The 23003-nt window shown below is 46.7% G+C and carries 26 protein-coding genes; 11 read left to right on the forward strand and 15 right to left on the reverse strand.

The features are described from left to right. Nucleotides 1-6: 6 nt before the first annotated feature. Nucleotides 7-963, reverse strand: coding sequence for a DUF2860 domain-containing protein (locus tag R7Q09_RS20920; protein WP_318071150.1), 957 nt, complete (start codon nt 961-963; stop codon nt 7-9). A gap of 149 nt (nt 964-1112) precedes the next feature. Here R7Q09_RS20920 and R7Q09_RS20925 point away from each other — a divergent pair, with 149 nt between their 5' ends. After that, nucleotides 1113-1991, forward strand: coding sequence for an acyltransferase (locus R7Q09_RS20925; protein ID WP_005379035.1), 879 nt, complete (start codon nt 1113-1115; stop codon nt 1989-1991). Nucleotides 1992-2037: 46 nt separating this feature from the next. Here the strand turns inward: R7Q09_RS20925 and R7Q09_RS20930 are convergent, their stop codons facing one another. The 5 genes from R7Q09_RS20930 to R7Q09_RS20950 form a co-directional block, all read right to left on the reverse strand. Next, on the reverse strand, nt 2038-2640 hold the full coding sequence (locus R7Q09_RS20930; protein WP_005379036.1) for a thiol:disulfide interchange protein DsbA/DsbL: 603 nt from the start codon (nt 2638-2640) through the stop codon (nt 2038-2040). 34 nt (nt 2641-2674) lie between these two features. Continuing rightward, nucleotides 2675-3661, reverse strand: a complete 987-nt coding sequence (locus R7Q09_RS20935; RefSeq protein WP_005379037.1) for a serine/threonine protein kinase — start codon at nt 3659-3661, stop codon at nt 2675-2677. A 48-nt stretch (nt 3662-3709) separates the two neighbouring features. Continuing rightward, complete coding sequence (ccoG, locus tag R7Q09_RS20940) at nt 3710-5131, reverse strand: cytochrome c oxidase accessory protein CcoG (RefSeq protein ID WP_005379038.1); 1422 nt, start codon at nt 5129-5131, stop codon at nt 3710-3712. A 307-nt stretch (nt 5132-5438) separates the two neighbouring features. Then, nucleotides 5439-5705: a YihD family protein gene (locus tag R7Q09_RS20945; protein ID WP_005379040.1), complete on the reverse strand. Its 267-nt coding sequence runs from the start codon at nt 5703-5705 to the stop codon at nt 5439-5441. Between the two features lie 166 nt (nt 5706-5871). After that, a complete protein-coding gene (locus R7Q09_RS20950) occupies nt 5872-6039 on the reverse strand; it encodes a hypothetical protein (RefSeq protein WP_005379043.1) in 168 nt (55 codons plus the stop codon). Between the two features lie 296 nt (nt 6040-6335). On the opposite strand from R7Q09_RS20950, the gene R7Q09_RS20955 reads away from it, so the two are divergent. Further along, nucleotides 6336-7142 carry a sporulation protein gene (locus R7Q09_RS20955; protein ID WP_005379045.1) on the forward strand — a complete coding sequence of 269 codons (807 nt, stop codon included), beginning with the start codon at nt 6336-6338 and terminating at the stop codon, nt 7140-7142. Between the two features lie 70 nt (nt 7143-7212). After that, nucleotides 7213-7866 carry a PAQR family membrane homeostasis protein TrhA gene (gene trhA, locus R7Q09_RS20960; RefSeq protein WP_005379047.1) on the forward strand — a complete coding sequence of 218 codons (654 nt, stop codon included), beginning with the start codon at nt 7213-7215 and terminating at the stop codon, nt 7864-7866. 33 nt (nt 7867-7899) lie between these two features. On the opposite strand, the gene R7Q09_RS20965 is transcribed toward trhA, so the two are convergent. From R7Q09_RS20965 to def, 6 genes are all read right to left on the reverse strand, one after another. Beyond that, nucleotides 7900-8484, reverse strand: coding sequence for a DUF3157 family protein (locus R7Q09_RS20965; protein ID WP_054575337.1), 585 nt, complete (start codon nt 8482-8484; stop codon nt 7900-7902). 26 nt (nt 8485-8510) lie between these two features. Next, entirely contained in the window at nt 8511-9956 is a 1446-nt protein-coding gene (locus R7Q09_RS20970) for a TrkH family potassium uptake protein (protein WP_017821575.1), read from the reverse strand. Nucleotides 9957-9965: 9 nt separating this feature from the next. Beyond that, entirely contained in the window at nt 9966-11342 is a 1377-nt protein-coding gene (trkA, locus tag R7Q09_RS20975; protein ID WP_005379062.1) for a Trk system potassium transporter TrkA, read from the reverse strand. 63 nt (nt 11343-11405) lie between these two features. Continuing rightward, complete coding sequence (gene rsmB, locus R7Q09_RS20980; protein ID WP_005386654.1) at nt 11406-12689, reverse strand: 16S rRNA (cytosine(967)-C(5))-methyltransferase RsmB; 1284 nt, start codon at nt 12687-12689, stop codon at nt 11406-11408. An 80-nt stretch (nt 12690-12769) separates the two neighbouring features. Next, nucleotides 12770-13717 (reverse strand): methionyl-tRNA formyltransferase, encoded by a 948-nt coding sequence (gene fmt / locus R7Q09_RS20985; protein ID WP_005461453.1) that lies wholly within the window; start codon nt 13715-13717, stop codon nt 12770-12772. 33 nt (nt 13718-13750) lie between these two features. After that, the gene (gene def, locus R7Q09_RS20990) at nt 13751-14269 is read right to left on the reverse strand and encodes a peptide deformylase (RefSeq protein WP_005379068.1); all 519 of its coding nucleotides are present in this window, start codon (nt 14267-14269) and stop codon (nt 13751-13753) included. Nucleotides 14270-14407: 138 nt separating this feature from the next. Here def and R7Q09_RS20995 point away from each other — a divergent pair, with 138 nt between their 5' ends. From R7Q09_RS20995 to R7Q09_RS21010, 4 genes are all read left to right on the forward strand, one after another. Beyond that, entirely contained in the window at nt 14408-15502 is a 1095-nt protein-coding gene (locus R7Q09_RS20995; protein ID WP_318071152.1) for a LysM peptidoglycan-binding domain-containing protein, read from the forward strand. Beyond that, nucleotides 15486-16595, forward strand: a complete 1110-nt coding sequence (gene dprA / locus R7Q09_RS21000) for a DNA-processing protein DprA (protein WP_318071153.1) — start codon at nt 15486-15488, stop codon at nt 16593-16595. Before R7Q09_RS20995 ends, dprA begins: the two co-directional genes overlap by 17 nt. 2 nt (nt 16596-16597) lie before the next feature. After that, on the forward strand, nt 16598-17077 hold the full coding sequence (locus R7Q09_RS21005) for a DUF494 family protein (protein ID WP_005379074.1): 480 nt from the start codon (nt 16598-16600) through the stop codon (nt 17075-17077). A 78-nt stretch (nt 17078-17155) separates the two neighbouring features. Beyond that, on the forward strand, nt 17156-17725 hold the full coding sequence (locus tag R7Q09_RS21010) for a type I DNA topoisomerase (protein ID WP_005386647.1): 570 nt from the start codon (nt 17156-17158) through the stop codon (nt 17723-17725). A gap of 63 nt (nt 17726-17788) precedes the next feature. On the opposite strand, the gene R7Q09_RS21015 is transcribed toward R7Q09_RS21010, so the two are convergent. Together R7Q09_RS21015 and purE are read right to left on the reverse strand one after the other, a co-directional pair. Next, nucleotides 17789-18922 (reverse strand): 5-(carboxyamino)imidazole ribonucleotide synthase, encoded by a 1134-nt coding sequence (locus tag R7Q09_RS21015; RefSeq protein ID WP_031781055.1) that lies wholly within the window; start codon nt 18920-18922, stop codon nt 17789-17791. A gap of 4 nt (nt 18923-18926) precedes the next feature. Next, the gene (gene purE / locus R7Q09_RS21020) at nt 18927-19412 is read right to left on the reverse strand and encodes a 5-(carboxyamino)imidazole ribonucleotide mutase (protein WP_005379082.1); all 486 of its coding nucleotides are present in this window, start codon (nt 19410-19412) and stop codon (nt 18927-18929) included. A 200-nt stretch (nt 19413-19612) separates the two neighbouring features. Between purE and R7Q09_RS21025 the strand changes: the two genes are divergently transcribed. The 4 genes from R7Q09_RS21025 (at nt 19613) to R7Q09_RS21040 (ending at nt 22337) form a co-directional block, all read left to right on the forward strand. After that, nucleotides 19613-20170: an L-threonylcarbamoyladenylate synthase gene (locus tag R7Q09_RS21025; protein WP_005379084.1), complete on the forward strand. Its 558-nt coding sequence runs from the start codon at nt 19613-19615 to the stop codon at nt 20168-20170. Between the two features lie 47 nt (nt 20171-20217). Continuing rightward, a complete protein-coding gene (hemF, locus tag R7Q09_RS21030; protein ID WP_225467996.1) occupies nt 20218-21135 on the forward strand; it encodes an oxygen-dependent coproporphyrinogen oxidase in 918 nt (305 codons plus the stop codon). Nucleotides 21136-21236: 101 nt separating this feature from the next. Then, on the forward strand, nt 21237-22070 hold the full coding sequence (gene aroE / locus R7Q09_RS21035; RefSeq protein WP_005386644.1) for a shikimate dehydrogenase: 834 nt from the start codon (nt 21237-21239) through the stop codon (nt 22068-22070). A gap of 3 nt (nt 22071-22073) precedes the next feature. After that, nucleotides 22074-22337, forward strand: coding sequence for a DUF1488 domain-containing protein (locus R7Q09_RS21040; protein ID WP_005379090.1), 264 nt, complete (start codon nt 22074-22076; stop codon nt 22335-22337). Nucleotides 22338-22344: 7 nt separating this feature from the next. Here R7Q09_RS21040 and R7Q09_RS21045 read toward each other — a convergent pair whose 3' ends face one another. Next, a complete protein-coding gene (locus R7Q09_RS21045) occupies nt 22345-22893 on the reverse strand; it encodes a gamma carbonic anhydrase family protein (protein ID WP_031781054.1) in 549 nt (182 codons plus the stop codon). Between the last annotated feature and the right edge of the window lie 110 nt (nt 22894-23003).

Genomic DNA, 23003 nt, shown 5'->3' on the forward strand with positions numbered 1-23003 from the left:
AGGACGTTAGAAGGTGTAGTTGAGACCAAGCGACAATAGGTACTCTTTCTCCTCATAAAACGTGATATTCGAGTCAGTTTGGCTATAGCCGGCTAAAGAAATGAACGACCAGTCTTGCCAGTCAAATATGTTTTGATATTCGTAGGCCGCAAATAGGCTGATGGTGTCGTCATTTCGTGTTTTAGCAAAAGTTTGGCTAGCTGCTTGATAGTCTTTCCATGCATAACCCGCGGTGAGGGCCAATCGATGACGGTTGATAAATTTAAACCAGCTAATGTCAAATCCGTACGAATCAAATGACTCCGCCTTACCGTCGGCATCTTGATTGATGTAGGTGAAAGCGGGTTGCAACATAGATGTTTGGTTGAGTGGAATGCGATAGTCGCCTTTGACATAGTAAAGGTTAGCATCGCGAGCAAGTGAGCGGTCTGTCACTTCCTCCTGCTCGATGTCTTTATCAGCATAAGCAAGATCAAGGTTGAAGTTCTTATCAATCAACCCTTTGATCTGAAAGCGATACGCATTGCCGTCAACATCCGTCTCTTTACGTGCGGTTCCTACTTGATAAGGGTTGCGCCAAGTTTCGCCTTTGAGTACCGTCGGCAGATAGGAAACATCGAGCACGGTGCCAGATTGTAGCTCGTGTTGATAGCCCAACTGAAAAGCGAGTGTACCTACCGCGACATCTGAGCGTGTGGTACCGGCGTAAACTTGGTGGTTGAGTCGGCTACCAAAGGTGTATGTCACACTCCCTAGCGGTGCAGCGATAACGGAACTGTCACTATCGGCACGCTTATCGAGAGAATCGATGGTGTTACTATTTTCTGTATTGAAATTGGATTCTGATGATATGAATCCGGCATTCAGCGAAATTTCACCGCCAAAACCTGCGGTTTCAGCGAGTTGAGCCTGAGCAGAACTGACGACAAAGGCCAAAGGCAAGAGAAGTAGCCTTGGTTTCATTCGTTATCTCCTTGTTGTCGAATGAGTGGTGCACATATTGGTTGCGGTAACAAATCTGACCATTCCCACGCATGTTCCAATGTGGCAAAGGCGCAGTATAATTACACGCTGTTTTATTCTTCACACATTATCACTGTTGTTTGACTATCATGTTGGCATATTTGTTATTTTTTTTTAACGCTTCTTTTGTGATTCTCAATTCTGCGGTTTGTTCACTCGCAATTTGTGTTATCGCTGTATTTAAAATATTGCTTCCTGGCGTAAAGCTAAAAGCGATAGCGACCGCTTGTGCCAATAAGGTGATGTGGTTATGGGCTACCGTTAATGCGTGCATTCTGGCGGTATCTAACCGTGTTGAGTGGGATGTTCAGGGCGGTGAAGCGCTTAAAAAAGACGGGTGGTATCTGCTGATCAGTAATCATCTCAGTTGGACAGATATTGTTGTGCTTTGCTGCGTGTTTAAAGACCGTATTCCCATGCCGAAGTTTTTCCTCAAGCAACAACTGCTGTATGTGCCTTTCATCGGGATGGCGTGTTGGGCGCTCGATATGCCATTTATGCGTCGCTATTCGCGAGAGTATCTGATCCGCAATCCTCATAAGCGAGGTCAAGATTTAGAGACGACACGTCGCTCGTGCGCTAAATTCAAACACACTCCAACCACAGTGGTTAACTATGTCGAAGGAACCCGATTTACCGAAGAAAAGCAGCGTAAGAGTAAAGCAAACTATCAATATTTGCTGCAACCAAAGTCGGGCGGGATTGCGTACACGTTAGCGGCGATGGGGGAGCAGTTCGAGAGCATTATCGACGTTACGTTGGCGTACCCAGAAAATACGCATAAACCGTTCAAGGATTTATTGATGGGCCGCATGAGCAAGGTGGTTGTGCGTGTAAATGTGTTACCCGTTGATGAAAGAGTGCTTGGTGATTACTTCAACGATAAGCCCTATAAGCGACAATTTCAGCAATGGTTGGGGGATGTGTGGCAAGAAAAAGATCGGTTGCTACAAGAGATTTACAAATAAACAAAAGGGGAGCGACGTGTTCCCCTTTTGATTGATATCGATGTGCTTATTTTAGTGTCAGCAAGTAGTTCACCAGAGAGAAGTACTCATCCATCGTTTTGATGCTTTGTGCTTGAACTAGGTATTTGTTGTTAACGATAACCGCAGGAACGCCGGTTAGACCGCTGTTTTCAAATTGCTTGTCCATACGGCGAACCATTGAATCAACCGCGAAGCCTTTGAATGCAGAATCGAATTTTTTCGCGTCTACACCTTCATCAAGGAAGATTTGACGAAGTTCTTCATCATTACGTGGCGCCTTCTTTAGATTGTGGATGCGGTTAAACATCACTGGCACCATTTTGTCTTCCACTTTTAATGCAACCATCGTTGCGTAGGCTTTGCTCATTGATGGGCCCATGTTGCCACCCATGAAAGAAACGTGGTTTTTTAATAGCTTAGTACCTTCTGGCAACTGCTTTTTCAGTTGCTGGATAACCGGTTCAAAGCTATTACAGTGCGGGCAGTAGAAAGAGAAAAACTCCGTCACAAGAGGTTTTTTTGATGCCTCAAGATCCAATACTTTGTAATGTTCACCTTCTTTGAATTGCGCTGCATGTGCCGACAGGCTTAACATCAGCATAGAAAACAGTGCGAACAGTTTTTTCATCGAAATATCTCCATTTTTGAATTTTTGGCCTGACTTACCATTGAGGCATTAAAGACAGCGGTGCTTCTTCTAAAGCGGCGATCTGCTCTTTAAATGCAAGGACCTGACCTTCCCAGTATTTTGGCTCATTAAACCATGGAAAAGCGAGAGGAAATGCAGGGTCATGCCAACGTTTTGCTAGCCATGCCATATAGTGCACCATTCGTAGACCGCGAAGTGGCTCGATTAGTTTCAATTCTGCAGGATTAAAATCGCAAAACTCTTGGTAAGCCTCTAAAACAATATCCAACTGCATCAGTTTGTCTTGGCGTTCACCGTTCAGTAGCATCCATAAGTCTTGTACTGCAGGGCCGTTACGAGCGTCATCCAAATCAACAAACATAGGGCCATCTCGCCACAAAATATTGCCTGGGTGGCAATCGCCATGCAAACGAATCATATTGAAGCCTTCTTGCCAGTGGCTTTCAATTGATTTGATCAGCATATCCAAGTCATTGAAGAAGCTGTTCTCCAAGTGCATTGGAATCATATTGGCGTTTTGCAGAATCTCTCTTGGTTGATACAGGTATTCTTGTAAGCCAATAGTAGGACGATGTTGGAAGGCTTGGCGGCTGCCGACTTTATGGATTCGGCCAAGGAAACGCCCTACACCTTCGAGCTGATCTAAATTGTCAACCTCGTATTGGCGACCACCCACACTATCAAACAGCGCAAAAGCATAGCCTTGATAGTGATGCAGGGTTTCACCGTTGATGCGCACAGGTGGTGCGACGGGGATCTCATTGCCAATCAGCTCTAAAGTAAAGTCGTGCTCCTCTTGGATCTGTTCATTGCTCCAACGTTCAGGACGGTAAAACTTGACGACATAACGACGACGCTCTTCGTCAGTAAATTGATAAACACGGTTTTCGTAGCTATTGAGGGGAAGAAAGCCTGATTCTGCGCGAACGCCGATGCTTTCTAACGCGTACCACATAAAGTCTGGGGTAAGGGCGTCAAAGTTAAACATACTTTGGGACATATAAACAAAAAGGCTCATTACTGAGCCTTTTTCCATTAGTCATCGAAGTTATAGCTTCTTGATAAATCGGCTTTCCACTTCAATGGTGAATTCGTTGCTCTTATCGGTGAGTATAAACTGAATTGTCGTAATCGCAGAGTTTAGCTTGTCAGGATCGGCACCAAGACTCATTGGCAGGTTCAATACCTCACCTGGCTGGACCTGAATTGTCTGCTTACCATACCAGCTTACATCGGATAGCCCTTCAACATCCAACGAGTACTCTTGCACTTGCTGAGTTTTGTTGATCACCTTGAGGGTGTAGGTGTTTTCTACTTCGCCCGAGCTATTAACGCGGAACAGTTGGTTACGGTCGCGAATAACACTCATACCGGCTGGGTCTACCGCTGCAATTTGGGCAAAGAAAAGACCGACCATGACCAGTAGCACAGCTCCATAGCCCAGCAGCTTCGGACGCATGACTTTGGTACTCTTACCCGATAAGCGGTGCTCGGTGGTGTAACTAATTAGGCCCTTCTCGTAGCCCATGCGATCCATGGTGTTGTCACACGCATCAATACAGGCGCCACAGTTGATACATTCATACTGCAAGCCGTCACGAATATCGATACCTGTTGGGCACACCTGCACACACAAGTCACAATCAATACAATCACCCAAACCAAGTTGCTTTGGATCGGCTTTGCGCGGACGTGGGCCACGTTTTTCCCCACGTTTTGCATCGTAGCCAACGATGAAGGTGTCTTTATCAAACATGGCAGACTGGAAGCGCGCGTAAGGACACATGTGAATACACATGATGGAACGCATCCAACCAGCATTACCATAAGTACAAATGGCAAAGAACATTACCCAAAAGACGGGCCAGAAGTTGGCGTTAAAGGTGAAAAAGTCGATAACCAATTGCTTCATTGGCACGAAGTAGCCAACAAAAGTAAAACCAGTGGCGAGTGCAATGGCAAACCAAGCTATATGTTTGACGGCTTTACGCATCGCTAAATTCGCCGTCAGCTTATTGGAGTCTTGTTTACGGCGTTTATTGGCACTACCTTCGAGCTTCTCTTCAAACCAGATATACATGAAGGTCCAGACGGTTTGTGGGCAGAGATAGCCACACCAAACCCGACCTAAGAAGGTGGTAATAAAGAACAACCCAAACGCCGCGATCACAAACAGCAAGGCGAGTAGGGTAAGATCTTGTGGGTACAGTGTGGTACCGAAAAAGTTGAACTGCTGGTTGCCAATATCAAGCAAGATCGCTTGACGTTCACCGTAAGGAATCCACGGTATCAAAGCGAAGAGAAGTAGTAAGAACCAACCACCGTAACGACGCAGTTTCTGGTAAGTCCCTTTGCTTTCGCGTACATAGATGCGATTACTTGGGTTGAACCGATCCCCGTTTCCTTTATGGGTTTTGGGATTATAGGTTTTAGGAGTCACATCTTTGATATCGATCTTGTCCTGACTCATGCACTCATCCTTCTTAGGCTTTTATAATGTACGGCGTCATTTCTATTGATGTCGCTCGATGACATTGCTGCTCGTTCCGTCATAAAGATGACCGAACATAATTATTTTAGTAAATACTGATGAACGGCGATTATACAATCAATAACAATTCCGTTTCTTTAACGCAGTCAATGTTTAACAACAAAAATCAGTACAGTTAACCTGATAATTGGCTGAACAGTTATAACCAATTGTGGGACTAAAAACTTTGGTTATAAAAAGCGACTCACAGAGAGAGTCGCTTAAAGAATACTGGCTGTTGAGCTAGTTATTTGATGATGCCACGAGCGCGTAGGATCGCCGTTTTAAAATCGTCCTCTTGGTCTTTTTTGAGTCCAGGGATCATTTCATCTTTGCTGCTATTACGCATTTTAAGGTGGTAGATCAGTACATCGTCGGTCAGATCTTCTAGCTTTCCTTTATAGCCTGCTTCTTTTGCCAGCTTAACGATGAACTGCAAGAGGTTCAGCTCTTGATCTTTATGCCATTCAGGCTCTAGTAGCTCAAGCAGCTCTTCAATGCGATGACACTTCATTTCTTTCTCCACAGAATTTATAGGTGTAATTAGCAGTAAAGGTACCAAATTGCTTTGCTAAGACCAAATAGGAAAAACGATCTCTTTCACCGTGGTTTGTTCTAAGTCTTTGAAGTTTTATGAGTTGCGTGCAAAGAAAAAAGCGCAGCTGGCGCCGCGCTTTTGATTAAGCTGCTTTGATAACTTTGGCCGGAACACTCGACATCATTGCTGTCTTCTCAACCAATGTCATTGCTGGCGCAACTTGCTTTGCCTTTGGTGCAGTAGTAAAGCCACTGCGGCGGCGCATTGCACTAGTATTAGTGTGTGCGAACCTGACTGTTGTTGGGCGCATTAATTTACCTAACTGTCAGGCATATCCATTGCCGATGTAATGGCCTGAATCATTATGAGCTAGGCTCCAACAAGATTGAAGAATCACTCTTCTGGCTCTCGCCAATCCAGTTAATGAGTCAGGAATACCGATATGCATGCATATCAAGTGTAAGATTAGCATCCTTGTAATAATTGGTCGATAGTTGAGCAATTGAATTGTTTAGATTTTGTCATTTTGTCGCGATGTTCGAGGCAATTTTTGTTTGATCCCTCGATCAGCAGTAGTAGTATGAGATCTCGATGAAGGAGGTGCCTATGTCATTTTTGAAGAAGACACTTGCCAGTTTTGGGATTGGGAGCGCGAAGGTCGACTCAATCTTAAACCAAGACGTGCTATACCCAGGTCAAAGTGTGGATGTGTCTATCCATGTATATGGTGGTGCGACTGAACAAGCGATCGACAACATTGATTTAAAACTCTGTTGCCGCTACATCGCCGAAGCCCCTGATGACCGTGGTGCGCGAGAAGGACACAGCATGCGCCGAGTACCTCAAACTCATGTGCTTGCTAAGTGGAGTCTCCCTTACGCATTTACCATCCATTCCGGCGAAGAGCGTACCTTCGATGTTAAGCTCGATGTGCCTTGGAACACGCCTGTCACCATTGGTGATGCCAAAGTATGGTTAGAAACTGGTTTAGACGTTGCTGCTGCTTTGGATCCGACTGATAAAGACATCCTCACCGTTCGACCTGATCCACTGATGGATGCGGTACTATCTGCATTTGAAGCGCAAGGTTTACGAATTCGCCAGGTGGAATGCGAGGAAGTGAAAGGATTCGATCTACCATTTGTGCAAGAGTTTGAACTGGTGCCAACCGACGGACCTTACCACGGCGTGTGGCGCGAATTAGAATTTGTTGCCCACCGCAGTGAGCAAGAGCTCAAGTTGTGGTTTGAAGTTGACCGCACACGCAAGGGGCAAGGTGGCATGCTCGCGAGCTTACTGGGTAGTGGCAAACTCAAGCGAGAGCTGACCATCCCTGCCACGACTAAGCCAGATCAAGTTGGCGAACTTGTCCTCAATTATCTCGATCAAACTACTGCCGTTCATGAGTCTTAATTTAAGCTTACACGTGTAAGCCTAATGTGCCATACTAGAGCAAATTTCAAACTCTAGTATAGGCGCATTGATGTCCGAGCTGCAGAAACCTCAATACAGTCAACGTGAAGAACTGGCCAATACCATCACCCACGGTATAGGGATGATTTTTGGTATTGTTGGCTTGATACTGCTGTTAGTTAAAGCCATAGACCATCAAGCTGACACTTTAACGCTTACCAGTATGGCGATTTATGGTGCGAGTATTATCGTGCTATTTTTGGCCTCGACGCTCTATCATGCGATCCCTCATCCCAAAGCGAAACGTTGGCTAAAAACCTTCGACCATTGTGCTATTTATCTTTTGATAGCAGGCAGCTATACCCCTTTCTTGTTAGTCAGCTTAAGAACACCTCTAGCATTTGGGTTGATGATCGTTATTTGGAGCATTGCGTTGATCGGCATCATCATGAAAGTTGCGTTCGTCTATCGATTTAAAAAGCTTTCTTTGATGACGTATTTGGTGATGGGATGGTTATCGTTGATTGTGATTTATCAATTAGCTATTAACTTGGATGTCGGCGGACTTACACTGCTTGCTGCTGGTGGAATTGTGTATTCACTAGGGGTAATTTTCTACGTCGCGAAGCGCATTCCCTTTAACCATGCGATTTGGCACGGCTTTGTTTTGGCTGGCTGCGTGTGCCATTTCTTTGCGATTTATTACTTTGTTGAGCCTATCTAACCGATAGGCTCAACAAAGAATATTAAACACGTATTAGCGAGTTTTTACCTCTAGCACTTTGGCAGAAAACTGATATTGCTGTGATTGCGGTACAGCCAATTTAATGCTCTTACCTTGTTCCGCTTGCTGTGGTCGCAGGTAGGTATCCGCCATGCGCTTGATGGATTGCCAAACTGTTACGTTTTCTTTTGCCAGTTGCTGACCAGACATATCAAACACTTGCACCTCAACTTCCACTTGAATGACAGATTGAGAGCTTTGGTTGGTGATTGATGTAGGTAAAACAAGCTCACCGCTTTGATAGCTTGCTGAACCAATCAATACATCCACACCTGAATCTGATAGCTGCATGGTTGGCTTTTTGGCGTTTACCACCACGGTCGTGCCAACGGTTTTCGTTACCACTGGAATTGTCGCAATCGCAGGAGCTGCGATTGTTTCAACTACGCTTGCTGTTGTTTGTGTCTCCGTCGCTTGCTGCGCCGGTTTTTTCATGACGTATTCCCAGGTAAAGTCATCGTTCAACTTCACTTCTCGACCATCGGCTAAAGTGATGACCTCGGCGGCGTATGTGGATGAGGCGGCAAGTAGGGTCGCCAGAGTAATCCATGTTTTCATTGTTATACCTTTTAATTAGAGTCTGCTTAGCGGCGCCAAAACGCAGGAAAGAACAGTACAAGAATAGTCAGAATTTCCAAGCGGCCCATTAACATCCCAAAGCTTAAGAGCCATTTGGCAGTATCGGGCAGAGGCGCGAAGTTGCCTGTCGGGCCAATCACACTGCCCATACCAGGGCCAACATTGGCAACGGCGGTGATTGAGCCAGAAATACTGGTCACAGGGTCGAGGCCAAGAGCACTTAAACAACCCGCGATAAAGATAATGGTGATAAAAAACATCAAGCCAAATGCCACCACTGAGCGAACAATATCATCATTCACCGGTCGCTGGTTATAACGCTGTACAAACACCCCTGAAGGGTGAATCAACTTCATCATTTGTTTGTTTAGCAGCGTCATTGCAATTTGGAAGCGGAAGATTTTGATCCCGCCAGACGTTGATCCTGAGCATGCCCCCGCCATCATTAAGAATGCGAAAAGAGTGGTGGGTAATGCGCCCCATGCGGTGAAGTCTTCTAAGCCAAAGCCAGTTGTGGTGACGACAGAGACAATATTAAACATCGACACTCGCAGGGCATCCAAAATGGTGTACCCATCTCGAATCACTAACCAAGCTGAAATCACTAAGCTTGAGAATACGAACAGGTACGCAAATCCTCTAACTTGAGCGTCGTTAACCAACACATCAATACGGCGTTTACGTAACGCGGCGATAAAGAGCAAAAACGGCAAACCACCTAAGAACATAAAGGTAGTGGCCACCCAATGTGCGCCATTAGAGAAGTGGTTCATTGACCCATCAGATGTAGAGTATCCACCCGTCGATAGCGTAGTAAAGGCATGGTTGATTGCTTCGAACAGGTTCATGCCGGTGATCAAGTAGCCCAAAATACATAGGCCCGTTAGCATCAAATAAACCGCTACGATGTTTTTGGCGACCGTTTTCGCTCTTGGACTACTTTTATCCGACCAATCTGATGATTCGGTTTGGAATAGCTTCATACCACCGACATTCAGCATAGGTAACACTGCTACCGCCATCACGATAAAACCAATTCCACCAAGCCACTGTAAAATAGAGCGCCATAGCAAGATGCTCGGTGCCATGTTGTCTAGGCCACTGAGCACCGTTGAGCCCGTCGTGGTGATACCCGACATCGTTTCGAAGTAGGCGTCGGTGAAGCTGATGTGGTTGATAAACACAAATGGCAAGGCGGCGAACGCACTCGCGATGGTCCAAACCAAACTGGTGATGAGGAACATATCGCGTACGCTGAGTTTGAACTTGGCGGTGCGACCGATCGTCAGGCAGATGAAGGCGGCAAGGTGCGTGATCACAACGGCTTGGGCGAAATCGAGGAATCCCCCCGTACCGGTAAAGAAAGCGACCAAAGTCGGCACGTACATAAACAGGGCCAGTTTGGATAAAACCAGCCCGATAACAAACAGTACGGGACGTAAGTTGACCATAGGAAAATCCTAGAGGAAGAATGGACTCGGCTGGAATAGCGCTTCGACGTCTGATACGTATTTTTTGTTGACCAGGAACATCACCACATGGTCATCCTGCTCGATGACCGTACGGTCGTGGGCAATAAGAACTTCTTCGCCACGAACGATAGCACCAATGGTGGTCCCAGGTGGAAGCTTTATATCTCCAATCGCACGTCCAACCACTTTAGATGTACTTTCATCACCGTGAGCGACGGCTTCAATCGCTTCCGCAGCGCCGCGGCGAAGTGAGGATACGTTTACGATATCAGCGCGACGAACGTGCGTTAGCAAGGCTGAAATAGTGGCTTGCTGAGGTGAGATTGCTACATCAATTACGCCGCCTTGTACCAGGTCTACATAAGCGCCACGTTGGATCAGCACCATCACTTTTTTAGCGCCCATGCGTTTTGCCAACATTGCAGACATGATGTTGGTTTCATCTTCGTTGGTCAGCGCGATGAAGACGTCGACTTGGTCGATGTTCTCTTCCGAGAGAAGCTCTTGGTCTGCCGCATCACCGCAGAACACGATGGTGTTTTCTAGTTGCTCAGAGAGCTTTTCTGCACGCTGGTAGTTACGCTCAATCAGCTTCACGCTGTAAGTTTGCTCTAGGCGTTTTGCCAAGCTTGCGCCAATGTTACCCCCTCCAACAATCATGATGCGGCGGTACGGTTTTTCTAGGCGCTGAAGCTCACTCATCACTGAGCGAATATGATTACTTGCTGCAACGAAGAACACTTCATCGTCGGCTTCAATAATGGTGGTACCTTGTGGGCGAATCGGACGGCCTTGACGGAAAATCGCCGCCACACGGGTATCGATGTGCGGCATGTGCTCACGCAAAGCAGACAGCGCGTTACCCACCAGCGGGCCACCATAATAGGCTTTTACTGCGACTAGGCTGACTTTCTGTTCAGCGAAGCTTACCACTTGCAGTGCGCCTGGGTATTGGATCAGACGTTCGATGTAGCTCGTAACGAGTTCTTCTGGTGCGATAAGGTGATCAACAGGAATGGCGCCAGATTTAAACAGGGCTTCTTTTTCTGCCAAGTATTCTGGAGAGCGAATACGTGCAACGCGGTTTGGGGTATTGAATAGAGTGAACGCGACCTGACAGGCAGCCATGTTGGTTTCATCAGTGTTGGTTACTGCGACGAGCATATCGGCGTCTTGCGCGCCAGCTTCATGCAGCACGTCTGGGTGGCTCGCATGGCCATTGACCACACGCAGGTCGTATTTGTCCTGCAATTCACGCAGTCGGTCGGCATTATTGTCGACGATGGTGATGTCGTTGTTTTCACCCACTAGGTTTTCTGCCAGTGTGCCGCCAACCTGACCTGCACCAAGAATAATGATCTTCATACTCTTTTCTCGTATCTGAAAAAGGCGATTGAAATCACTCCAATCGCCCTATTTAGCATGCTGTTACGCGTGTGTTTTAGTTAGCACTGCGTAGTAGAAACCATCCATATCTTCTTCGCCTGGTAGAATTTGACGACCAGGCTGGTCGGGATCAGAATCCAGCAGTTGCGCATCCGCGGTACGTGCTAAAAACGCTTTTACTTGCTCCACGTTTTCTTGCGGTGTGATTGAACAAGTCGCGTAAACCATTGTGCCGCCGGGTTTCAGTTGCGTCCACATGGCATCAAAAATTTCACTTTGCAGCTCTGCTAATGCGGCGATGTCGTCTGCACGACGTAGCCATTTGATGTCTGGGTGACGACGAATCACGCCAGTCGCAGAACATGGGGCATCCAGCAAAATGCGATCAAATTGCTCGCCTTGCCACCATTCTTGTGGATTACGCGCATCACCGCAAACCACTTTTGCCTGAAGGTTGAGACGCTTCAGGTTTTCATGCACACGTTTCAAGCGTGTGTCGTCGCAGTCAATCGCGACCACTTCACTGCCCGATGTGCGCTCTAGAATGTGCGCAGTCTTGCCACCTGGCGCAGCACAGCAATCTAAAATCAGTTCGCCGTCTTGTGGTTTTAGGTAGTTGATCGAAAGCTGCGCTGCCGCATCTTGTACCGAAACCCAACCTTTATCAAAGCCAGGTAGTTTCATCACGTCACATGGTGCGGCCAATTTTATGGCGTCCATTGCTTCTGTGTGTGGCGTGCTATCAATGTTTTCATTTTTGAGCAGCGCAAGGTATTCATCACGAGTGTGGTGTTGATGGTTCACACGCAGCCACATTGGTGCTTTTTGGTTGTTCGCATCAACAATGCTTTCCCATTGCTGTGGGTAGGCCTCTTGCAGCAGTTTTAGTAACCAGCTTGGGTGACCGTACTTGCCAGCGTTGTTGCTGACGGCCATTTGGTCGAGTTCTTCTTGGTTGCGCTGGTAGTTACGCAATACCGCGTTAATCAAACCACGCAGACGAGGACCTTTCAGCTCTTTAGTGCCTTCAACCGTTTCACCGACTGCTGCGTGCGCAGGAATACGCATGAAGCTCAGTTGGTAAATACCAACCAGAATTAGGTGATGGAATACACGTTGTTTGCCTTTGAGCGGCTTATCCATCAACTGGTTTGCGATCATTTCTAGGCGAGGGAGGTAACGTAGCGCACCGTAACAGATCTCTTGTAACAGAGCGTGGTCACGAGGTCGTACCGTTTGTTGAGCCGCTGGAAGAGCGCTTGAAAGTGAGTGGCCCTTGTCGACGACAAGATACAGGACGTTAGCAGCCGCAGCGCGAACATTCATGATGAGTACCTTAAAGTAAAGGAGGGCATCTCTGCCCTCTAAAAGTTCGTATAATTGGGGATAATAACCCCTAGTATGGCTTAAACCAGCAGAGTGCCCACTTCAAACCAAGCCGCACGCGAATTCAGAATATCCTGAACTGACATGGCTTTTTTGCCAGGAACTTGCAGTTGCTCTAGCACCAGTACGCCGTTGCCTGTCGCAACATAAATACCGGTTTTATCTGCTTGTACGATGGTGCCGGCTGGCTTGTCACTGGTTTGCTCTGCCACACGGCTTTGCCATACTTTGATGCTGTTTTCTGCCGCCTCAAAGTGGCTCATTGGCCATGGGTTAAATGCACGAACGCAGCGCTCAATGTGCGCCGCATCGTCGTTCCAGTTGATGCGTGCTTCTTCTTTGCTGAGCTTTTTCGCATAGTTCGCTAGCTCATCGTCTTGCTTCACTGGCACTGCTTTACCCGCAGCAATGTCTGCTAGGCAGTCAATCAGGGCTTCTGGACCAAGCTCAGCCAATTTTTCGTACATTGAAGCGCTGGTATCTGTCGCTTCGATTGGCAGAGTTGCAATCTTCAGCATATCACCAGTGTCGAGACCGATGTCCATCTGCATGATGGTTACGCCAGTTTCTGCATCGCCCGCCCAAATAGAGCGTTGGATTGGAGCCGCACCACGCCAACGAGGTAGGATAGAACCATGTACGTTGATACAACCCAGTTTAGGGGTATCAAGAACCGCTTGTGGCAGCAGCATACCGTACGCAACGACAACCATGAGATCGGCGTTCAGATCGGCAAGTTCTTGTTTCGCTTCGTCGGACTTAAAGCTTTCAGGTTGGTAAACCGGGATGTTGTGTTCCAGCGCCAGTTGTTTTACCGGTGGCGCAGCCAATTTCTTGCCACGACCCGCTGGACGATCTGGGTTTGTGTAAACCGCGATGACTTCATGCTCCGAAGACAACAACGCCGCCAAGTGACGGGCGGCGAAATCCGGAGTACCTGCAAAGACAATACGTAAAGACTGACTCAAGGTAGGCTTCCTTCTAATTGGTATGGTTCGAGATTAAGCGTTTTGCTGCTTCTCGTTAAAGCGTTTGATTTTTGCTAGCTTGTCCTGAATGCGTTTGCGTTTCAGTGGTGATAGGTAATCCACGAATAGCTTACCTTGTAGGTGATCAAGCTCGTGTTGAACACAAATCGCTAGCAGGTCGTCGGCTTCAAAGGTGAACTCTTTGCCATCACGATCCAGTGCTTTAACGGTAACTTCTGCAGCGCGAGGCACAAGTGCGCGCGCACCTGGTACCGACAGACAGCCTTCTTCGATGCCATCTTCGCCACGCTTTTCCAGAATCTCAGGGTTGATTAGCACCATCGGCTCATCGCGAGTTTCTGAAATATCAATCACTACGATACGTTTGTGGATATCAACCTGCGTTGCAGCAAGGCCAATACCTTCTTCGTCGTACATGGTTTCAATCATGTCATCGACGATTTTTTGAATCTCAGGTGTCACCGCTTCAACAGGCTTTGCGACTGTGCGCAGGCGATCATCCGGGAATGTTAATACTTGTAATACAGACATATTCACTCGAAATATTGAACTGTGCCGAAACAGCACAAACCTTGTTGGCTCAATTCTAGACATTTTATAGCCTAAATGACAGCATCCTTGCACCAATTTCCATTCTGGTTCCTGCTTAATAGACCAAGGACGAGGGTCATGAATCGAATTTTCCGCAACGTTGCCAGTGTTACGTTGCCGTTACTTTTCTCTTTCAACGCTGTAGCAAATGTGGATGCGAACCCACTGACAGTTAAAGATGATGCGCCACAAACGTATGTAGTCGTGAAGGGCGATACGCTATGGGATATTTCGGCCATGTACTTGGATAGCCCGTGGTTGTGGCCTCGTTTATGGCAAGTAAACCCGGAAATCGACAACCCTCATTTAATTTATCCTGGAGACAAGCTGTCTTTGGTGTGGATTAACGGTCAGCCCGTGTTGAGCCTAAAACCGGTTAAGAAGCTGAGCCCGAAAGCTCGCATCACAGAAAAGAAAGCCGTACCAACGGTCGCGGAAGGTTTGGTGATGCCTTACCTCAAATCGGATCGGTTGCTAGATAAAGATTCGTTGAACAGAGCAGTAAAAGTGATGGGTAGCAGCAAAGGCAGTAAGTATCTGACTGCAGAAGATGTGCTGTATATCAATGGCAATCAGACCGCGACAGGTTGGGCTATTTACCGACCAGTAGCTACCTTTTCGCGTGACGATGTGTCCGAAGAGATTACCGCGCTGCGTTTGATTGCCAAAGGCGAGCTCGTTGAAGCTTCGAGTGATTATTCAGGTTTGAAGCTTACATCGCAAATGCAAGAAATCCTACGTAACGATATCGCGTTGCCAAATCAATCGGTTGAGAATACTGACTTCACGACTACGTTCTATCCGCTGCCGTCGCCACAAGGCAGTTCTGCAAAGTTGCTAGGTAATATCGAAGGTATTCGCTTTAGTTCAACTAACCAAGTCGTGGTGATTGATAAAGGCACGTCAGACAATCTCAAGCAAGGCAGTGTGTTTGATTTAAAAGAAGACGCGCACCCAGTTTACAAAGACGGCGATGAGTTCAAGAAAGAGTTTGGCGTGCTTGATAAGAAAATCACTTTGCCTCAAAGCAAAGTTGGTGAGTTGCTGGTCATTCGTCCTTATGAGTACTTTAGCTTGGCACTGATCACTAACAGTACGAAACCCATTAACCAAGATATTTCGGTGGTGTCACCGTTGGCGGACGAATTAACCATCGATGAATCGACGAAATAACGATGATCTCGCTGCCTGGTTAAAACTGAGTTGTTTACCAGGCATTGGCGGCGTCAAAATGAATAAGCTACTGGCAAGAGACACGCCACGTAACATCGTAAACTTCTCTCCTGAACAGCTACAACAACTTGGGTTAACAACTAAGCAAATTCAAGCTTGGGCTTCAACAGATAAAGAAGTCGATGCTTGTTTAAGCTGGCTTGAGGCTTCTACAAACCATCATATCCTGACACTGACTGACCCGCGTTATCCACCTCAACTCAAACAAATCGTTGCACCGCCACCTCTACTTTTTGTTCAAGGAAACCCTACTTGTCTTTCTCAGCCACAAATCGCGATGGTTGGCAGTCGAAATGCGAGTATTGATGGATTACAGCATGCACGTCAGTTCGCTGCAGAGTTTGTTCAGCACGATTTTATTGTCACCAGTGGTCTCGCTTTAGGCATTGATGGCCATGCGCATGATGGTGCGTTGCAAGCGGGTGGTAAGACGATTGCGGTGCTAGGATCTGGCTTAGCAAATATTTATCCGGCACGTCATTGTGGTTTAGCGCAACGTGTTATTGAACATGGGGCTTTGGTGTCTGAGTTTCGGCCTAATGCCAAGCCGCGCCCAGAAAACTTCCCGCGTCGTAATCGTATTATTAGTGGATTATCGCTTGGTGTACTGGTCGTCGAGGCGGCGAAAAAGAGCGGCTCGCTAATTACAGCTCGTTACGCGCTTGAGCAAGGTCGAGAAGTATTTGCGCTGCCAGCGTCAATCAATGCCCCCAATGCCTGCGGTGGAAACCAGTTGATACGTCATGGCGCTTGCCTCGTAGAAAAGACGAAAGATGTCTTAGATGAAATACAGTCCTTGCTTGATTGGTCTATTAATCAGAGTACCGATTTATTTTCTACGTTAAATGATGAAGAAGAATTGCCATTTCCTCAGCTGTTAGCTAACGTAGGAAGTGAAGCTACACCGGTTGATATTCTTGCAAACAGGACCAATATACCTGTCCAAGAAGTCATGATGCAGCTCTTAGAGTTAGAACTCTCTGGGCATGTCGTTGCGGTTTCAGGTGGCTATATTCGAAAGGGGAGGGGCTAGCTATGATGATGGATATACTGATGTATCTATTCGAAACCTACATCCATAGCGATGCAGAGTTACAGGTCGAACAAGACGAGTTGGAAGAAGAGTTGCTTCGTGCAGGCTTCCAACAAAAAGATATCTACAAAGCCCTTGTCTGGTTAGAAGAGCTTGCCGCATTGCAGCAAAGTGACACCTCTTCTGCAATCTCGACTTGCATGGCTTCGTCATCAACTCGTATCTACACAGCGAAAGAGATGCAGCGTTTAGATTTGGAATGCCGAGGATTTCTATTGTTTCTCGAGCAAATCAATGTGTTAACCACAGAAACTCGCGAAATGGTGATTGACCGAGTGATGGGATTAGAAACGAGTGAGTTTGAGCTTGAAGACCTCAAATGGATCATTTTGATGGTGCTGTTTAATGTGCCTGGTAATGAAAACGCTTATACGCTAATGGAAGAGCTGTTGTACACCAAAGAACAAGGGATTCTTCACTAACCCAATCTAGGCAAGTTCGAGTTTAGCTAGCAAGAACGCGAGCTTGTCTTTTGGTGTGTTTTTCACGAAACGGTAAGTATGAGTAGTAAAATCGACAACACCCTTTTCTCTGCCCATGAACACGCATTGGAACACGAGCCGTGTCCTAAATGTGGCAGCGAGTTGACCCTCAAACATGGCAAACACGGTCCCTTTCTTGGCTGTAGCCACTACCCAAGCTGTGATTACATCAAAGCCCTGCACAACAATGATGGACACATCGTCAAAGAGCTTGGCGTTCCTTGTCCAGATTGTGGTAACGAGTTGGTATTACGCCAAGGGCGTTATGGCATGTTTGTTGGTTGCAGTAACTATCCGGCGTGCCATCATATTGAGTCGATTAATCAACCTGAGCCAGAAAAGCAGTCGCAAGAGCACCACGCGTGTCCTGAATGCGGTAAAGGTCATTTAGTTGAACGTAAGACGCGTTTTGGTAAAACTTTCTACGCATGTGATAACTACCCTAAATGCAAATTTGCAGTGAATCTCCCTCCGGTAAAGGGGAGGTGCGAAGAATGTGGTTTTACGTTGTTGGTGGAGAAGAAACTCGCCAGTGGTGTGAAATTGCAATGTGCCAACCGTAAGTGCCAGCACACTCAACAAGGGTAAATACATCAAAGGAATTAAAAAGGGTCGCATCGTGCGACCCTTTGTGGTTTTTGGGGCTAGATTTTAGCGTTGTGCTTGTTTCGCAAACTCGTGCACGGCTGGGAATGTCATTGGATCTAAGATGTCTGCCAGGGCGCACAACCTACGGTGCAATTCTCCTGGGTAGTCGCCACACACGTTGATGTGTCCCATCTTGCGACCTGCACGTTTCTCTTTGCCATACCAATGAATGTGGCAACCATCCATTAATAACAATGCTTCTGGTAGTGTGTCTTCACCAAGAATATTAATCATTGAGGTTTCACGAACCAATTTCGTACTGCCTAATGGTAAGCCGCACACTGCGCGCAGATGGTTTTCAAACTGACACGTTTCTGCACCTTGCTGTGTCCAGTGACCAGAGTTGTGCACGCGTGGAGCAATCTCATTCACTAAAAGTGCCCCATCGACATCAAAGAACTCAAGCGCTAATACGCCAACGTAATCTAGGCTATCTGCGACTGCCGTGAACATTTGCTTTGCTTGTTCCTGTAACCCTGGCGCATCAATCGCAGTAGAAAGACTCAATACACCGTTGGTGTGGACGTTCTCTGCCAGAGGATACACTTCCACACTGCCATCTTTGCTTCGAGCACCAACCAGTGATACTTCGCGGTTAAAAGGAACAAACTCTTCAGCAACAATCGCTTGAGTTGGTGTTGCCGCGATGCACTCTGCCATCTCAGTCCAAATGTCGTCGACTTGAGAAGCTTCTTTTAAGCGCCATTGGCCTTTACCATCGTAACCACCTAATGCACTTTTCAGAACCATTGGCATACCAACGTGTTCAATTGCGCGCTCAAAGTCTTCACGAGTTTCAATGACGTAGTATTTCGCGTTGCGCACGCCGGCATCATCAAGCAGTGCTTTTTCAATACGGCGATCACCACCTGCTTTGATGGCTTGCGTACTTGGTAGGAACTTGCCGCTCGCTTCGCAAACTTTGAGCACGTCATGTGGAATATGCTCGAACTCGGCAGTAATCACATCAACTTGCGTAATCGCATTTTCCAAGCCATGGCCAAGTACCTGTTGAGTTAAAGGGTGAACGACCTCACCGCTGCTGACATCGTAAGCTGAAATTTGAATATTCAGTGGCGCACCAGCCAGAGACATCATACGAGCCAACTGACCCGCACCAAGAACCAGTACATGCATCTGATTAATCCTCTGCAGGGTTTGGATTTGCGAGAACTGTTTCCGTTTGCTCATTACGGAATGCTTCTACCTTCGCCATGATGTTTTCATCATGAGTGCCTAGGATTTGCGCTGCTAGGATACCGGCGTTTGCTGCGCCCGCTTCGCCAATCGCCAATGTACCAACCGCAATTCCCTTTGGCATCTGTACAATAGAAAGCAGTGAATCCATACCTTTCAGTGCACGAGACTGAACGGGAACCCCAAGCACAGGCAAACTAGTAAACGCCGCCGCCATACCTGGTAGGTGGGCTGCACCACCTGCGCCTGCGATGATAACTTTGATGCCGCGTTCTTTTGCGCCACTGGCGTAGTCAGCCAGTAATTGAGGAGTTCGGTGTGCTGACACGACTTTTGTTTCGTAAGGCACGCCAAATTGGTCTAGCATGTCTGCTGCTAGTTTCATGGTTGGCCAATCGGATTTAGAACCCATGATGATACCGACTTTCATCTCAAACTCCTTTAAGCTGCAAAAAATTAGGTGAGCTATAAATTTGTGCGCATTATACGGGGATTTTTATCTCAAGCAAACGTTTGCGTCCAGTTGTTGGCGCTATTGATACATTTTATAAAAAAATTGCTTTAGTGTCTGAGAATGAATATTTGTACACTTAGTGAAAACAACACAGTCAAACAAATAGGAAGTAATCGGTGGATAACTTTGAACAAGTGCTCAACGCACTCAAGCAAGGCGAAGTGATTGCCTATCCAACAGAAGGGGTTTTTGGTGTCGGATGTGATCCAGATAACCCAGAAGCAATTCAAAAGCTATTAGAGCTCAAGCAGCGTCCGGTAGAAAAAGGGCTGATTCTCATCGCGGCAAGTTATGATCAGCTCTTGCCTTATATTGATGAATCTCAGTTGACTGAAGAACAATTACAGACTGTTCATGCCACTTGGCCAGGCCCATACACTTGGATCATGCCAGCGAGCGATAAAGTATCCAACTGGGTTTCAGGGCAGTTTGATTCAATTGCGGTTCGTGTGACTGATCATCCTTTGGTGCAAAAAATGTGTAATGCATTCGGAAAGCCGTTAACCTCTACCAGCGCGAATCTCTCCGGCTTACCACCGTGTATGACCACGGAAGAAGTCGAAGAGCAGTTGGGTGATAAGCTGGTCGCCATTCTTCGTGGCGAGACCAGCGGTCGTGATAAACCCAGCGAGATTCGTGACGCCAAAACTTCACAAATATTAAGACAGGGTTAACCCTGCTAGCCAGCCATCATTAGGTTTCACGTAATAGGTAATAACGTATGTCAGCGATCGATAAGCACGCCGTAAAGCAGTTCTTGATGTCACTTCAGGACTCCATTTGTCAGCAGTTAGAACAAGAAGATGGAAAGGCCGTCTTTGTCGAGGATGCATGGCATCGTGAACCGGGCGAACGTCTTGGTGGCGGTGGTCGCTCACGTGTTTTGCGTGATGGCCTTGTTTTCGAGCAGGGAGGCGTGAACTTCTCGCATGTGGAAGGGAAAGAAATGCCAGCATCTGCGACAGCGCATCGCCCAGAGCTAGCGGGTCGTCGTTTTGAAGCGATGGGTGTTTCTTTGGTTATTCACCCTAAAAACCCTTATGTACCGACTTCACACGCCAATGTCCGCTTCTTTATTGCAGAAAAAGATGGCGAAGACCCAATTTGGTGGTTTGGTGGTGGTTTTGACCTAACGCCGTTCTACCCATTTGAAGAAGATTGCCAATCATGGCACGACACTGCAAAACAGCTTTGTGCACCATTTGGTGACGATGTTTACCAAGAGCATAAGGCATGGTGTGACAAATATTTCTTCCTACCACATCGTAATGAAACTCGCGGTGTTGGCGGTTTGTTCTTTGATGATCTAAACCAGTGGGAATTTGATAAGTGTTTTGCTTACATCAAAGCAGTCGGTGAAGGCTATTGCCAGGCTTACTTGCCGATCGTTTCTCGTCGTAAAGAGATCGAGTATGGTGAGCGTGAGCGTGAATTCCAACTATATCGTCGCGGCCGTTACGTAGAGTTCAACTTAGTGTATGACCGTGGTACCTTATTTGGTTTACAAAGTGGTGGGCGTACTGAGTCGATTCTGATGTCAATGCCGCCGCTCGCTCGCTGGGAGTACTGCTACGAGCCAGAAGCGGGATCGCCAGAAGCTGAACTTTACGAGCGATACCTAACGCCACGAGAGTGGTAAGCACGGAATCTCCTTTTCTATATAGATAGATAGTGATAGGGTCATCTGTAATCAGGTGGCCCTGTTTTCTCTATATCTAAGTAAGGAACAAAGGTAAGGAAATGACCCAGCAAATCGATCGCTATGCCGTGTTTGGTAATCCTATCGGACACAGTAAGTCGCCATTCATTCACACCTTGTTTGCTCGTCAAACTAATCAATCTTTGGTGTATACCGCAGAAAGTGCACCTGTTGATGGTTTTATTGACGCGGCGAAGGTGTTTTTTGCTGAAGGTGGCAAGGGGTGCAACATCACTATGCCATTTAAAGAAGATGCTTATCAATTTGCTAGTCGATTGACAGAACGGGCTCAGTTAGCAGGCGCGGTAAATACCCTCAAGAAGTTAGACGATGGTGAAATCATCGGTGACAACACTGATGGTGCAGGTTTAGTGCAAGATCTGATTCAGCATCAGGTTGTATTGGAAGGCGCGCGAATCCTAATTATTGGCGCTGGTGGTGCAGCTCGTGGTGTTATTAAGCCACTACTCGATCAAAAGCCGACCTCTTTAACCATTTCCAACCGTACCTTTAGTAAAGCACAGGAGCTTGCAGAGCTGTTTGTCTCTCACGGTCCTATCCGCGCCAAAGAGATGGCAAGTATTGATGAAGAGTATGATGTCATCATTAACTCCACATCCGCTTCTCTTAGTGGTGAACTACCGACTATTTCATCCTCCATCTTTGCCGCTAACAGTACAAGCTATGACATGATTTATGGCAAAGGGGTGACGAGCTTTAACTTATGGGCAAAAGAGAATGGCGCCGCTCATGCGTATGATGGTCTTGGAATGTTAGTTGGGCAGGCTGCGGAAAGCTTTATGCTTTGGCGTGGCTTACGTCCTGGTGCTAAACAAGTTCTCAGAGAACTAAGAAAGAACCTTGAAGGTCAATAAGCGATGAATCAATCCATCTTATTCCCAGATATTCAATCATGGGATGAAGTATCACAATCGGTAAACTTTTCGGCGCAACAATCAGGCGCACTAATAGAGTGCTTTGTGACGAAACAAAAGCTAGAAAAGCTCAGTGGTTCACTGATTGAAACTGAGCAAGCGGCAATTAAAGTGTTTACTGATTACCGATTCGACCTAGAAGAAATGGCTGAAGAGCTAATAGAAGATGAAGCCTTCAACGAAGAAGGCCATATCATCATCGGTTAACAGGGCTTTAGTTCAAGTCTTTTACTTCATTTAAGTAGTCGTTTTTGTTCTGCACATAGTTGTTGGCAGACTTTTGCAAGAAAGCTCGTTCTTTTTCTGATAGAGGGCGAGCTTGTTTTACTGGGCTTCCAACATATAAGTAGCCACTTTCTAATACTTTCCCAGGTGGCACTAAACTGCCTGCTCCGATCATCGCCTCTGACTCAATTACAACAGCATCTAAAACAATAGCTCCCATACCAACCAAAACACGATCGTGGATCTCACAACCGTGCAGCATCACTTTGTGGCCAATCGTAACGTCATTACCAATAATCAATGGGTAGCCGTTTGGGTTTTCGGCGTTCTTATGGGTGACATGCAAAACACTGCCATCTTGAATATTCGTTCGATCACCAATGTGAATGTGGTTTACATCGCCTCGCGCTGCTACCAATGGCCAAATGCTAGAATCATCGCCAATTCGGATATCACCGACTAAAACAGAGGTTGGGTCAACGTAAACACGCTCACCAAGTTCAGGCTTTATACCTTTGTAGCTTCTCATTGAGCTCATCTTTTTTCCTTATTCAGGGCGATTACAGGGTGTATGGAGGTAGAATAGTAGTGAAAACTCGCCTTTTAGAATAAAAAACACCCAAACGATAAAAAAATCAAAAAAAACGT

The sequence above is a fragment of the Vibrio sp. 2130-1 genome, assembly GCF_033339515.1.

Excerpts from the sequence above, each read along its gene's own strand:
- R7Q09_RS21045 (WP_031781054.1), bottom strand. The coding sequence starts at position 22,893 with ATGAGCTCAATGAGAAGCTACAAAGGTATAAAGCCTGAACTTGGTGAG.
- ccoG (WP_005379038.1), bottom strand. The coding sequence starts at position 5,131 with ATGAGTCAGGACAAGATCGATATCAAAGATGTGACTCCTAAAACCTAT.
- R7Q09_RS20965 (WP_054575337.1), bottom strand. The coding sequence starts at position 8,484 with ATGAAAACATGGATTACTCTGGCGACCCTACTTGCCGCCTCATCCACA.
- trkA (WP_005379062.1), bottom strand. The coding sequence starts at position 11,342 with ATGAAGATCATTATTCTTGGTGCAGGTCAGGTTGGCGGCACACTGGCA.
- R7Q09_RS20955 (WP_005379045.1), top strand. The coding sequence starts at position 6,336 with ATGTCATTTTTGAAGAAGACACTTGCCAGTTTTGGGATTGGGAGCGCG.
- R7Q09_RS20920 (WP_318071150.1), bottom strand. The coding sequence starts at position 963 with ATGAAACCAAGGCTACTTCTCTTGCCTTTGGCCTTTGTCGTCAGTTCT.
- trhA (WP_005379047.1), top strand. The coding sequence starts at position 7,213 with ATGTCCGAGCTGCAGAAACCTCAATACAGTCAACGTGAAGAACTGGCC.
- R7Q09_RS21005 (WP_005379074.1), top strand. The coding sequence starts at position 16,598 with ATGATGATGGATATACTGATGTATCTATTCGAAACCTACATCCATAGC.
- R7Q09_RS21015 (WP_031781055.1), bottom strand. The coding sequence starts at position 18,922 with ATGCATGTACTGGTTCTTGGTGCGGGTCAGTTGGCTCGTATGATGTCT.
- R7Q09_RS20945 (WP_005379040.1), bottom strand. The coding sequence starts at position 5,705 with ATGAAGTGTCATCGCATTGAAGAGCTGCTTGAGCTACTAGAGCCTGAA.
- aroE (WP_005386644.1), top strand. The coding sequence starts at position 21,237 with ATGACCCAGCAAATCGATCGCTATGCCGTGTTTGGTAATCCTATCGGA.
- hemF (WP_225467996.1), top strand. The coding sequence starts at position 20,218 with ATGTCAGCGATCGATAAGCACGCCGTAAAGCAGTTCTTGATGTCACTT.
- R7Q09_RS21040 (WP_005379090.1), top strand. The coding sequence starts at position 22,074 with ATGAATCAATCCATCTTATTCCCAGATATTCAATCATGGGATGAAGTA.
- R7Q09_RS20970 (WP_017821575.1), bottom strand. The coding sequence starts at position 9,956 with ATGGTCAACTTACGTCCCGTACTGTTTGTTATCGGGCTGGTTTTATCC.
- R7Q09_RS21010 (WP_005386647.1), top strand. The coding sequence starts at position 17,156 with ATGAGTAGTAAAATCGACAACACCCTTTTCTCTGCCCATGAACACGCA.
- R7Q09_RS20935 (WP_005379037.1), bottom strand. The coding sequence starts at position 3,661 with ATGTCCCAAAGTATGTTTAACTTTGACGCCCTTACCCCAGACTTTATG.
- R7Q09_RS20925 (WP_005379035.1), top strand. The coding sequence starts at position 1,113 with ATGTTGGCATATTTGTTATTTTTTTTTAACGCTTCTTTTGTGATTCTC.
- R7Q09_RS20930 (WP_005379036.1), bottom strand. The coding sequence starts at position 2,640 with ATGAAAAAACTGTTCGCACTGTTTTCTATGCTGATGTTAAGCCTGTCG.
- def (WP_005379068.1), bottom strand. The coding sequence starts at position 14,269 with ATGTCTGTATTACAAGTATTAACATTCCCGGATGATCGCCTGCGCACA.
- rsmB (WP_005386654.1), bottom strand. The coding sequence starts at position 12,689 with ATGAATGTTCGCGCTGCGGCTGCTAACGTCCTGTATCTTGTCGTCGAC.
- purE (WP_005379082.1), bottom strand. The coding sequence starts at position 19,412 with ATGAAAGTCGGTATCATCATGGGTTCTAAATCCGATTGGCCAACCATG.
- R7Q09_RS20995 (WP_318071152.1), top strand. The coding sequence starts at position 14,408 with ATGAATCGAATTTTCCGCAACGTTGCCAGTGTTACGTTGCCGTTACTT.
- dprA (WP_318071153.1), top strand. The coding sequence starts at position 15,486 with ATGAATCGACGAAATAACGATGATCTCGCTGCCTGGTTAAAACTGAGT.
- R7Q09_RS20950 (WP_005379043.1), bottom strand. The coding sequence starts at position 6,039 with ATGCGCCCAACAACAGTCAGGTTCGCACACACTAATACTAGTGCAATG.